Origin of the sequence: Microbacterium sp. B24, from assembly GCF_000333415.1 — a bacterium.
GTDB lineage: Bacteria > Actinomycetota > Actinomycetes > Actinomycetales > Microbacteriaceae > Microbacterium.
Window position 1 is genome coordinate 1 of record NZ_BADB01000126.1, and the last position, 11,496, is coordinate 11,496.

Annotated in this window: 13 protein-coding genes, 1 tRNA gene and 1 pseudogene; 3 read left to right on the forward strand and 12 right to left on the reverse strand. The window is 69.7% G+C overall.

Annotated elements, in window-relative coordinates; translation table 11 throughout:
• Positions 1–20: 20 nt before the first annotated feature.
• Positions 21–830 carry a DUF2207 domain-containing protein gene (locus I5I_RS02745; RefSeq protein ID WP_036316242.1) on the reverse strand — a complete coding sequence of 270 codons (810 nt, stop codon included), beginning with the start codon at positions 828–830 and terminating at the stop codon, positions 21–23.
• 49 nt (positions 831–879) lie between these two features.
• On the opposite strand from I5I_RS02745, the gene I5I_RS02750 reads away from it, so the two are divergent.
• Entirely contained in the window at positions 880–1,308 is a 429-nt protein-coding gene (locus tag I5I_RS02750; protein WP_036316225.1) for a MarR family winged helix-turn-helix transcriptional regulator, read from the forward strand.
• A gap of 4 nt (positions 1,309–1,312) precedes the next feature.
• Here the strand turns inward: I5I_RS02750 and I5I_RS02755 are convergent, their stop codons facing one another.
• The 4 genes from I5I_RS02755 to I5I_RS02770 all read right to left on the reverse strand — a co-directional run bounded on the left by I5I_RS02755 (position 1,313) and on the right by I5I_RS02770 (position 4,873).
• A complete protein-coding gene (locus I5I_RS02755) occupies positions 1,313–1,609 on the reverse strand; it encodes a DUF4287 domain-containing protein (protein ID WP_036316229.1) in 297 nt (98 codons plus the stop codon).
• Between the two features lie 29 nt (positions 1,610–1,638).
• Entirely contained in the window at positions 1,639–2,670 is a 1,032-nt protein-coding gene (locus I5I_RS02760; RefSeq protein ID WP_036316231.1) for a DUF2804 domain-containing protein, read from the reverse strand.
• Between the two features lie 117 nt (positions 2,671–2,787).
• The gene (locus tag I5I_RS02765) at positions 2,788–3,243 is read right to left on the reverse strand and encodes an Hsp20/alpha crystallin family protein (protein ID WP_016464249.1); all 456 of its coding nucleotides are present in this window, start codon (positions 3,241–3,243) and stop codon (positions 2,788–2,790) included.
• A gap of 139 nt (positions 3,244–3,382) precedes the next feature.
• On the reverse strand, positions 3,383–4,873 hold the full coding sequence (locus I5I_RS02770; protein WP_036316233.1) for an L-serine ammonia-lyase, iron-sulfur-dependent, subunit alpha: 1,491 nt from the start codon (positions 4,871–4,873) through the stop codon (positions 3,383–3,385).
• A gap of 66 nt (positions 4,874–4,939) precedes the next feature.
• On the opposite strand from I5I_RS02770, the gene I5I_RS02775 reads away from it, so the two are divergent.
• Entirely contained in the window at positions 4,940–6,829 is a 1,890-nt protein-coding gene (locus I5I_RS02775) for an amylosucrase (protein ID WP_036316235.1), read from the forward strand.
• A gap of 16 nt (positions 6,830–6,845) precedes the next feature.
• Here the strand turns inward: I5I_RS02775 and I5I_RS02780 are convergent, their stop codons facing one another.
• The 4 genes from I5I_RS02780 to I5I_RS02795 form a co-directional block, all read right to left on the reverse strand.
• On the reverse strand, positions 6,846–7,370 hold the full coding sequence (locus tag I5I_RS02780; RefSeq protein ID WP_036316236.1) for a DUF4395 domain-containing protein: 525 nt from the start codon (positions 7,368–7,370) through the stop codon (positions 6,846–6,848).
• Positions 7,371–7,512: 142 nt separating this feature from the next.
• A tRNA-Arg gene (locus I5I_RS02785) sits at positions 7,513–7,585 on the reverse strand.
• Positions 7,586–7,625: 40 nt separating this feature from the next.
• Complete coding sequence (locus I5I_RS02790; protein WP_005049690.1) at positions 7,626–8,228, reverse strand: hypothetical protein; 603 nt, start codon at positions 8,226–8,228, stop codon at positions 7,626–7,628.
• A gap of 61 nt (positions 8,229–8,289) precedes the next feature.
• On the reverse strand, positions 8,290–8,670 hold the full coding sequence (locus I5I_RS02795; protein ID WP_036316238.1) for a DUF5684 domain-containing protein: 381 nt from the start codon (positions 8,668–8,670) through the stop codon (positions 8,290–8,292).
• Between the two features lie 156 nt (positions 8,671–8,826).
• Between I5I_RS02795 and I5I_RS02800 the strand changes: the two genes are divergently transcribed.
• Positions 8,827–9,027: a hypothetical protein gene (locus I5I_RS02800; protein WP_005049688.1), complete on the forward strand. Its 201-nt coding sequence runs from the start codon at positions 8,827–8,829 to the stop codon at positions 9,025–9,027.
• Between the two features lie 74 nt (positions 9,028–9,101).
• Here I5I_RS02800 and I5I_RS02805 read toward each other — a convergent pair whose 3' ends face one another.
• The 3 genes and pseudogenes from I5I_RS02805 to I5I_RS02815 form a co-directional block, all read right to left on the reverse strand.
• A complete protein-coding gene (locus I5I_RS02805) occupies positions 9,102–10,082 on the reverse strand; it encodes an aldose 1-epimerase family protein (RefSeq protein ID WP_036316243.1) in 981 nt (326 codons plus the stop codon).
• Positions 10,083–10,098: 16 nt separating this feature from the next.
• On the reverse strand, positions 10,099–10,929 hold the full coding sequence (locus I5I_RS02810; protein WP_036316240.1) for a sulfurtransferase: 831 nt from the start codon (positions 10,927–10,929) through the stop codon (positions 10,099–10,101).
• A 72-nt stretch (positions 10,930–11,001) separates the two neighbouring features.
• Positions 11,002–11,496 (reverse strand): annotated as a pseudogene (locus I5I_RS02815) (cell wall protein); the annotation flags it as partial.

An 11,496-nucleotide genomic window follows, 5' to 3' on the forward strand; every position in this document is an offset into this window, starting at 1 on the left:
AGCTCGGTCCCGGGGATCCTCTAGAGTCCGAGCGCACCGGCGCCCAACTGTCCCCAGCCGAACGGGGAGGCCAGGTATCCGGAATCGAAGGTCGCAAAAGTCCCCTCCGCGAACCCGACGGCGATCGTGAGCGTCTGGTGCGGCTGCACATCGTCAGCGACGGCCGTGACGACGACACCCCCGGCGCTGCCCGCGGCATCCGGCGCCGACGAGATCGACCCGCAGGACGCCGTCGCCCCCTGATCCCCCTGATAGCAGGACATGCGCCCCGTCAGGGATGCCGCGAGTGGGGCGTCCAGGTGCAGCCGAGCCGTGACGTGCCCGAAGGACTGACCCCAGTCGACGCCGTTGACATCCCAGTAGAACTCCAGGCCGGAGTCGGGGAAGACCCACGTCACGTTCTCGAGCGTGTAGGTGAGGACGAAGGTCTGCGCACCGCGCAGGTACTCGTCCGATCGCGAGACGACCGAGAACACGCCGTCTTGATCTTCCACCTCGCTCGGTCGTGGTGATCCGTCGCCGTCTGTCACCGAGACGAGTTCGGGGCGCAGCGGCTGACCGTTGTAGGAGTCGGGGATCTGGCGGCGGATGCCGTGGTTCTGATCCGCGTCAGGGAACTGTGCGACGAGCGTCTCGACGACGCGCAGCCGACTGGTGCCGTCGGCGGCCCGCGTCAGGGTGTAGTCGGCCGTCATCGACGAGAAGGAGAAGTCGTCGACCGCTGTCGCCGCTCCGGCCCACGCAGGACTCGCCGTTCCGGCCGCCACCGCGACCGCGATACCGACGATCGCGAGCGCGACGCCGACGATCCGTGCACGTACGCGCCCCATGGGCTTCAGCCTATGGGCGACGTCCGGGCGGCGCACTACAGTTGACGCCATGACCGACCGCCGCCTCGCCATCTCCGCGTGGGAGAGCCTCTTTCGCGCGCAGCACGAGATTTTGCGCGAGATCAGCGAAGACTTCGGCGAGGACGAACTGACACAGGCCGAATACGACGTGCTGCTCACCGTCGTCCGGGGTGATGACAACAGTGCGCGCCTGCGCGACGTGACCGCCAACATGCTCATCAGCCAGCCGAGCGTCTCGCGACTGGTCGACCGCATGGTCGCCCGCGACCTCATCAGCAAGTGCGTCGATCCGCTCGACGGACGCGGCGCGGTCGTCCGCGCGACCGAACGGGGGGTGGCCGCGTTCCGGCGCCTCGCGACCGTGCACGGTCGATCGATCGCCGAGCGGATGTCGGTGCTCAGCGACGACGAGCTGACACAGTTGCAGCGACTGACGACGAAGCTGCGGGGCGCCTGAGCCGTCAGGACCCGCGCGACGGGTTCGTCGCCTTACCCTTGAGCCATAGGGTGTCGCTCTCGTCGCTGTGCGCCGTGCCGCTGCCCACGTGGGTCGACGCGATCTTGGGCCCCTTTGTGATCACGTGCACGAGCGCCATCGCGTGCCCGCGCCCGAGCCCGTAGTCCTCGGCGAGCCATGCGACGATCTCACCCGCCTTCGTCCCCGGTCCGAAGCCCTTCGCGCTGGCTTCGTCCACGAGCTCCTGCGGCGTCCGCCCGGTCTTGTCCTCGATGTTGTCGAGATATGCCTGAAACGACATCCTTGCCCCTCCCTCTGGCCTCTCCCCGGCTACCACCGGTTGCGGACATCCTCCGCGAAACCTTCGATGCCGTCGAACGCGATCACGACGCCGTCCCCGGCGAACGTCCCCGACCAGGTGCCGAAGCACTGATCCGTTCGCGAGGAGACCACGCCGAGGTTCGTCGCCGACTTCTTGTCGTAGAACGGGGTGAACACGGCATCCAGGCCTCCCCCGTGCACCCGCCACGGACGCAACGGCGCGGCGCGCTCGTACTCCCAGACCACCGACGCCGAGATCTTGTGCAGAACACCGTCGAGCAGGACGGCGTTCTCCGTCGAGCCCGTCCCGTCGGTCCACCGTCCCCCGACCTGGATGCCGAGGCTGCGCCCGTCTGCGAGGGTGCCCGATCCCGCACCCCAGTTCCAGGACACGTCGTAGGGCCAGCGCCCCCGCCCGTGGTCGAGCACCGCCCACGATCCCTGCCCGACGTCGTAGTCGATGCCGTCGAGCGTCAGCACCCCGGATGCCGGGAGCGCGACATCCTTCACGGTGTACTGGAAGCGCCGAGACGACCACGGCACGACGACCGCCAGCAGCTCGTGTCCGGGCGGGCGGCGCACCGTGATGTCGAAAGACGCGTCCGCGATCTCCGCGTGCAGGCGCCAGAGCGTTCCCCGCTCGGCGGGAGTGATCGTCGCGGCGAGATCCGCGTGTCGCGCGATGGCGATGCCCGTGCCGAGCGACGCGGGAAGGGATACCTCGCGCGACGGCAGCACCGTCACACTGCGACCCCACGACCGGGTCGTGGCGCGATCGTGGATCCACACTTCGTGCACGGCCGCATAGTCCAGCGACGACACCGTGAGCGAGACGATGTGCGTGGGAGTCATGACGTTCCAGTACTCCCAGCGCTTGTTGCGCCCCCACGAGCGGACGAAACGTCCGCGCCCGATGCCACGGGTGTCGATGAGCGGCGCGCGGGCGAAGCCGATCGCCGCCGGGTTGAGTCGACCATCGGGACCGGTGAGGGCGACGGGTTCGGTGATCTCGCGCTCGCGCGCGACGGGGGGTGCGGTCATCGGCATCCTTGCTGACGTTCCGAGTGCTGGTGCTTCCGGCGGGTGCTTCGACACTAGCGTGCGCACGCGAACCGCCCCGGTCCTCGCGGACACGGGGCGGCTGCGCGCGGTGCGGGACTACTGCTCGACCGGCTGCGGCTCCTGTGCGGATTCGTGCGCCTGGATCGTCGGCGCCGCACCATCGGCGACGACCTGGACCTTGCGCGGCTTCGCCTTCTCGCTCACGGGGATCGTGACCGTCAGCACGCCGTTGCTGTAGGTGGCGGCGATGCCATCGGTGTCGATTCCCTGACCGAGGTTCAGCTGGCGGAGGAAGCTCGCGGTCTCACGCTCGCGCGTGATCCACTTCACGCCGTCGCCCTCACTGAGGGTGCGCTCGGCACGAATGGTCAGCAGCTGGCCGTCCACATCGATGTCGACCGAGCCCGGGTCGATTCCCGGAAGGTCGGCGCTGAGCACGTAGTGGTCGCCGTCGCGGTAAAGGTCCATCGGCATCCGGCGGGGTCCCCGGCGCGTGTCGAAGAGGCCCGACGCGATGCGGTCGAGGTCACGGAACGGGTCATACGTGGCCATTGTTCTCTCCTTGTCGTGTGTCACTGTGATGGTCTGTCAAAGTTGAGCCTCATTGACTCAACTGCCATCAGATTAGCACTCGACCCATGAGAGTGCCAATGGTTCACGCATGGCGAACACGAGCGGTTGCGGGCGCGGTTCAGCACTCCACGACGTTGACGGCGAGTCCGCCCTCGCTGGTCTCCTTGTACTTGGTCGACATGTCGATGCCGGTCTGACGCATCGTCTCGACCACGGCATCCAGCGGTACGTAGTGCGTGCCGTCGCCACGCAGCGCGAGGCGCGCGGCGGTGACCGCGGTGGATGCCGCGATCGCGTTGCGCTCGATGCAGGGGATCTGCACGAGTCCGCCCACGGGGTCGCACGTCAGACCCAGATGGTGCTCCATCGCGATCTCGGCGGCGTTCTCGATCTGGCGGTTCGTGCCGCCCATCACCGCGGTCAAGCCGCCGGCAGCCATCGCGCACGCCGAGCCGACCTCGGCTTGACACCCGCCCTCGGCTCCCGAGATCGAGGCGTTGGCCTTGAAGAGCGAACCGAGAGCCGTGGCCGTCAAGAGGAATCGACGGATGCCGCGACGACGGTTCGCCTCGGCGAGCTCCTGCGCGGTGGCGACGACCTCCTCCGGCCCCTGCGGACCACCCTGCCCGCCGTGCAGCCCGAGAAGCGCCGAGCCGACGAGTTCGCCGTAGGGCGTCACCGCATTCTCGGCGCCGATCCCGGCATCCGCGAGGAAGCGCCACCAGTACATCGCGACGGCGGGCAGGATGCCGGCGGCACCGTTCGTCGGCGCCGTCACGACCCGTCCACCGGCGGCGTTCTCCTCGTTGACGGCCAGCGCGAACGCGCCGAGCCACTCACCGGGAAGCTCGCGCCCCGTCGCCTCGACGCTCTCCAGCTGCGCGCGGATCGCGCCCGCACGCCGCTTCACCTTCAGCACTCCCGGCAGCACCCCGTCGGCGTGCAGGCCCGCATCGACGCACGCCGCCATGGCGTCCCAGATCGCGTCGAGGCCGGCCGCGACGTCTGCTTCCGGTCGCAGCGCCTCCTCGTTGCGCCGGGCGACCTCCGCGATCGTGAGCCCGTAGGTATCGCAGACGTCCAGCAGCTGCGCCGCCGTCGCGTACGGCAGCGGGAAGGATGCCGCGGCCACCGCATCCGACGCGCCCTCGCGCCGGATGAACCCTCCACCGATCGAGTAGTAGGTGTCTTCGCGCAGCGCGATTCCGTCGGCATCACGCGCGACGAGGGTCATCGCGTTGGGGTGTCCGGGAAGACGCGTCCGCGGTGCGAGCGAGATGTCTGAGCGCGAGAAAGGGATCGGGATGCGACCGTCCAGGAGGAGGTGCGCTCCGTCGACCCAATCGGTCCAGGCACCCCGCACGCGCGCCGGATCGACGGTCTCGGCCGCGAACCCCTGCAGGCCCGCGACGACCGCGTCGGGCGTGCCGTGTCCGATGCCGGTGGCGCCGAGCGAACCGTAAAGGGCGCACTCCACCCGGAAGAGCCCCGGCAGATCCCCGACGCGGCGCGCGAAATCTCGGGCCGCGCGCAGCGGGCCCACCGTATGGGAGCTCGATGGTCCTACCCCGATGGAGAACAGGTCGAACGCCGAGACGTACGCACTCACGTGTGTGAGCCTACGCCGCCCGCCGCGCCGGGCCCTGCCCGATACGCTGAGACCGGAGGGGGAACCATGACCGCACTGACCACGTCCGACGCCGATCGCGTCGCGGCGCTCGAGGCCTGCGAGGCGGCAGGGCGCCTCGACGACGCGTTCCTCACCCGGTTCGATGAGCAGTTCCCGCGGTTGCACGGCCTCTTCACCCGCCTCTACGGCGAGCGCACCGACGGCCGCGAGCAGCTGGCGGCCACGGTGGCGGCGGCATCCGCCTCGTGGAATGCGCGCCCTCTCGACCTGAAGGTGCACGACGCGCAACGCGCCGCCGACCCCGAGTGGTTCCAGTCCGAGCGCATGCTGGGCGGCGTCTGCTACGTCGACCGCTTCGCCGGCAACCTCGCCGGCGTGCGCGAGCTGATCCCCTCGTTCCGCGAACTCGGGCTGACCTACCTGCACCTCATGCCGCTGTTCGACGCCCCCGCCGGCGACAACGACGGCGGCTATGCCGTCTCGAGCTACCGGCGCGTCAACCCGAGCCTGGGCACGATGGCGCAACTGGCCGAGCTGGCGGCAGAGCTGCGGTTGGCGGGCATCTCGCTCGTACTCGACTTCATCTTCAACCACACCAGCAACGAGCACGAGTGGGCTCAGAAGGCCGTGGCGGGCGACCCCGACTACGCCGACTTCTATCTGATCTTCCCCGACCGACAGATGCCCGACGCCTACGAGCGCACGACGCGCGAGATCTTTCCCGACGACCACCGTGGATCGTTCGTGCAGCTCGAGGACGGCCGCTGGATCTGGTCGACCTTCTACCACTATCAGTGGGACCTCAACTACGCGAACCCCGCCGTCTTCCGCGCGATGGCGGGCGAGATGCTGTTCCTGGCGAACCAGGGCGTCGAGGTGCTCCGGATGGATGCCGTGGCCTTCATCTGGAAGCGCCTGGGAACGTCCTGCGAGTCGCTGCCCGAAGCCCACCTGCTGCTGCAGGCGTTCAACGCGGTGCTCGCAATGGCCGCGCCCGGCATGATCTTCAAGTCCGAGGCGATCGTCCACCCCGACGAGGTCGTCAGCTACATCTCACCCGAAGAATGCGAGCTGTCATACAACCCGCTGCAGATGGCGCTGACGTGGGAGGCGCTCGCCACGCGCGACGGCCGGCTCCTGCAACAGGCGCTGGATCGACGCCACGCGCTGCCGGCCGGCACGGCATGGGTGAACTACGTCCGCAGCCACGACGATATCGGGTGGACGTTCGCCGACGAAGACGCGGCCGAGCTCGGCATCGACGGCTACACCCACCGACAGTTCCTCAACCGCTTCTACACGGGCCGCCACGAGGGAACGTTCGCGCGCGGCGTCGCCTTCCAGGAGAACCCCGTCACCGGCGATGCCCGCGTCACCGGAACGACGGCGTCTCTGGCCGGGATCGAAGCGGGAGATCCCGGCGGGGAGGATCGCGTGATCCTCGCGCACGCCCTGGCCCTGTCGACCGGCGGCATCCCCCTGCTGTACCTCGGGGACGAGGTCGCACAGCTCAACGACTACTCCTACGCCGACGATCCGGTTCGCCGTGGCGACACCCGCTGGGTGCACCGCGGCCATCGTCCGCGCGATGCCTACGCGCAGCGCGACGACGACACCACGCCGGCCGGGCGGGTGTTCCGCCGACTCACCAAGCTGATCTCGGTGCGCCAGCAGTCTCCGGAGCTCGCGGGCAACGCGCTCATCCCTTTCCATACCCCGCACCCCGCCGTCATCGGCTACCAGCGCCCCGGTGAGACCAGCACGCTGCTGGTGCTGGCGAACGTCGGCGACGCCGAGGTCACGATCGATCCGCTCACGCTGTCGGGCTTCGAGCGCACCGCCTTCGACCCCGTACACGACGCGAGCGTCGACCTCGACGAGGGTCTTGCACTGCGCCCGCACGGGTTCGTGTGGCTGCGCGTCACGCCCGTCTGACGGGCGCGCTCGTCCCTCAGGCGCCCAGCAGGCCGCCCCGCGGGCGGAACACGCCGGCACGGGCGAGCGCGAGGTAGAGCAGGCAGCCGAGGCACACGCCGAAGGCGGCGTTGAGGAACGCGGCGATGAATGCGAGGGCCGCGGCGATCGGAAGGGCCCACGCGACGCCCGCGACGTGCAGCACGAGGCCGACCGTCACGACGACGAATCCGATGACCTGCGCGAAGCGCGGGGGACGCGGGTCTTCGAGGTCGGCCGGCGGCTGCAGGCGCGGACGGATGGCGACGCGGTACAGCGCACCCCACGGCGCGGTCCGCGGAGCGGCGAAACCCCACACGAAGAGGAGGTCGACGACGAGCAGCAGGAGGAACGCCGGATCGGCGAGCCTCTCGGCGAAAGTCGCGGCCTCGCGCACAGACGTTCCCAGCAGGGCGAGGAACGTGCCGGCCAGCAGGAGCACGGCGGTGATGGATGCCGCGAAGCGCGGACCCCGGGGGTCGATGCCGGCGGGGCGGACGGAGGCGGGAGCGGAAGTGGCCACGCAGATACGTTAGGTCGCCGCGCAGGCGTCGGGGCCGGGATCGTCACACTTCTTCACGCACGCGCGATCGCCGATGCCGCCGGAGAACGAGAAAGGCCCGCGGCGTGCCGCGGGCCTTTCTCGTTACTGTCTCAACACAGTGTGCGCCCGAAGGGACTCGAACCCCTAACCTTCTGATCCGTAGTCAGATGCTCTATCCATTGAGCTACGGGCGCAGTTTCCGGCACCTCTTGGAGGGCCGAGGACCAGCTTAGCCTACGCGCCGGGATGTGACGAATCGGGGTCCTGCTGCTTCTGCTGAGCCGCGACACTGCGCCGATGGGCGCGAAGTTTCGGAAGGTCCACGAGCCGCAGTGCCTGCATCCGCGCCGTGCGCATACGCTCGTAGTCCGGGTCGAGATCGGGGCGCGCGGCCTCGATCCGCAGCGTCCGATCGATGTTGCCGGCCACCTCTGCCCACGCGGCATCCCGCGCGTCCAGGACGAGCTTGCGCAGCTCTTCGGTGTCGTCGGCGCGACGCCGCAGCTCATGGGCGACGTGCAGCGACTGCTTCTGGCGGCGGCGCAGGTTGCGCACATCGCGACTGCGATAGTCGTGCGTGCCGTCCGAGTCGGTGTGGCGGCCGCGGGCAGCGCGACGCTGCCGTTCGGTGCGCGCCGCATCGTCCTCCGCTTCCGCGGCGAGGGTCTCCAGGGCTTCCTTGGCCTCGGGGAGATACCGATCGAGGTCGAAGTCTTCTCCCTCGGCGAGGATGTGGACGAGGATCGTGTTCTTCAGGCTCAGCCGCGTCGCCGCGGACGCGATGTACAGCCCCTCCGCGACCACGTCACGGGTGCGTACGCGCTTCTCGTTGACCACGGCATCCCCTCCCCTCGATCCTAGGGAAGACCGACGCCGGGACGGAATGCGCGACGGGCGCTCAGGCCGGCGACGTGTACCGATCGGAGCTGAAGCCGATGATGAAGAACCCGATGGGGGCAAACAGCAGCAGCAGCACGATCGAGAAGAAGGCGCCGTGCCCGAACCCGCGGCCGATGCGGATCGCGACGATGATGAAGAAGATGACGTTGACGATCGGAACGATCGCCAACAACCCCCACCACGCCGAGAATCCTGCGATCTTCACCTGGATGAACCAGTTCACGATGGGGATGAGGGCGAGGATGCCGGGGTATCCGGCCTTGCTGAACACCTTCCACATCGCCACGGCGAGCAGCACGTAATAGACGACGAACAGGACGAGACCGGTGCCGCCGCCGAAAGCCGCCTGCCACTGGTCCAGAGTGCCGGTGTTGTTCACGGCGCCATCCTAGGGGTCGTGCGCGCCCGCCCACCAGCGCGGGCTGCGGCGACCGCACGGGCTGCGGTTAGCACGGGCACGGCACCGGCGGCAAGCCCTTTCGTGTGGCGGAGAGGGTTCGTACCGTGGAAGTCCGACCTGATGAAAGGAGTCGCCATGGGATTCATCGACGACGCGAAGGACGCGGCCGAGACGGCCGGCCGGAAGATCAAGGAAGGCTTTGAGGACACGGTCGACCGTGTCTCCGACAAGATCGACGAGGCGAAGGCCGACGCCGAGGTCAAGAAGGCCGAAGCCGAGCGCGACTCCGTCCACAAGCGCAACGAGATCAAGGAAGAGATCCGCGGCGACCACTGAGTCGTCTCCTCACGCCGAAGGGCCCCGACACGGACGTGTCGGGGCCCTTTCGCGTGAGAGGGCGACTGCCGCAGTCAGATACCGACGGCGGCGATGCGCCAGGATGCCGAGACCGATCCGCCGGCCGGGATGACGATCAGGCCCGCGTCGTAGTCGTAGCGATCGGCGTTGAAGGCGTCCGGAGCGCAGGTCATCGGCTCGACGGCGAGGCCGGCGCGGTGACCGGGATCGGGGCTGCCGTCGGCCAGCGGCGGGCGGTCGGCCGTGTGGATCTGCACCCAGGGGCACGCCTGATCCCAGACCATCTCCACGCCGGTACCGGACGGGTCGACCAACCGCACGGTCGCCACACCGTCCGCGCGGGACAGCCCGGTGAACGCGTGGTCGATCTCCACATCGCCGAGCACCCGCGGCGCGCGCCAGTCGAAACGATCCGAGCCGGCGACCTCGGCGAGCGCGATGGGAGCGAGCTGGTGATCGGTGACCTCGAGCACCCGGTCGGCGGGCAGCGTCAGCGTCCACGCGTCCAGCGGCGCGGAACCGGCCACCAGATACGGATGCGGACCGGTGCCGAACGGCGCGGCATCCGCGCTCTCATTCGTCGCCGCCACGGTCTGGGTGAGACCGTCGGCACCCAACCGGTAGGTCGTCTCCACACGCACGCGCCACGGGTAGCCGGACTGCGGCACGATCACCGCCGCCAGCGTGACCGCGTCGGCGGTGTGATCGACGACGGCGAAGTCGAGCCAGACGGCGAGGCCGTGCAGCGCATTCGGGCGGCCGATGTCACTGAGCGCGAGTTCGTAGCTGTGCCCGCCGAAGGAATACGCACCGTCGACGACGCGATTCGGCCAGGGGGCGAGAGTGGCACCGCGGAAGGCGGGGCGCACCTCGTCGGCAGCGAAGGGCACGACGAGGTCGCGCCCGTCGAACGTGAGCGCACGCAGCGACGCGCCGACGCTGGCGATGTGCGCTTCGTAGGCTCCGTGACGGAGGGTCACGTCGGTCCCCGAGGCGGGAACGGACGCGGTGGTCGGGGCAGGTGTCTGTGGCATCGTCAACATCGTAGTGTCAGGGGCGGTCGCCGGTGGCGACCGGCCGGTCGGGAGTATTCGACCACTGGCTCCAGGAGCCCGGGTACAGAGCCGCGTCGTGGCCCGCGACCGCGAGCGCCAGAACGGCGTGGGCAGCGGTGATGCCCGAGCCGCAGTAGACACCGACGGACTGTCCCTCCAGATCGGCGTAGCGGGAACGCAGCACGTCGGGGGCGAGGAGCCGGCCCTCGGCATCCAGGTTCTCGGTGGTCGGCGCGTTGCGGGCGCCCGGGATGTGTCCGGCGGCGGGGTCGAGCGGTTCGACGTCGCCGCGGTAGCGCTCCGGTGCGCGGGCGTCCAGGAGCACGCCGCTGTATGCAAGGGATGCCGCGGCGTCGATGTCGAGCCTGCGGCGCTGTCCCGCATGCAGCGTCACGGCGCCCGGCGTGGGAGTCACGTCGCCGGTCTCGAGGGCCCCTCCGGCGGCGCGCCACGCGCGCAGCCCGCCGTCGAGCACCCGGGCGGGAACGCCGGCGTCCGTGAGCATCCACCAGGCGCGGGCCGCGGCGAACGAGTTCCAATCGTCGTAGACGACGACGGTGTCGCCGTCATCGATCCCCCAGCTGCGCACGGAACGCTCGAAGTCAGCCGGAGACGGAAGGGGATGACGCCCCTCGCTCGCAGCCCCGTGCACGGCGAGCTCGCCGTCCATGCGGACGTACACGGCACCGGGCACGTGGCCGTCGCGGTACGCCTCCGCACCGTCGGGGGCGTCGAGACGGTAACGCACATCGAGGACGACCGGCGGCGTGAGAGAGCCCAGCTGGGCCTTCAGCTCGGAGGGGGTGATGAGGGGAGACATGCTCATGGGAGAGAGGTTACGCGCGAGCGCGTACGGGCGGACGCCGACTTCTCGGCATCCGCCCGCACGCTCAGGGGATCAGTCCGAGACGCGGCTCAGGTGGCGGCGGCGCCAGATCACGGCCCCACCCGCCAACAGGAGCAGCACCCCGGCGAACGCACCTGCAACCAGGCCGTCGGACCGACCGCCGGTCGCGGCGAGGTTCGAGCCGCCCGCCGCGGGTGCCGGCGTCGACGCACCTGTGCCCGTGCCCGGATCGCCGCCCGCGTCGCCGGCGGCGAGCACGGTGATCGCCGCAGACGCGACGACCTCACCATCGACCCGCACCTGGATGGTGTGGGTGCCCGGTTCGAGGTCGGACGGCATGACGACCGGCGCGGAGAACGCACCATCGACGACATCCGCCTCCGCGAGCGCCCGGTAGGTGCTGGCCACACCGACCTCGACGCGCGGCACGGTGAAGTCGCTGCCCGTCACGGTGAGCGCGCCGCCGGCACGAACCTCGGTCGCGCTCAGGGCGATCGACGGGTCGTTCTCGACGGACTCTAGAGGATCCCCGGGTCCGAGTCGAAT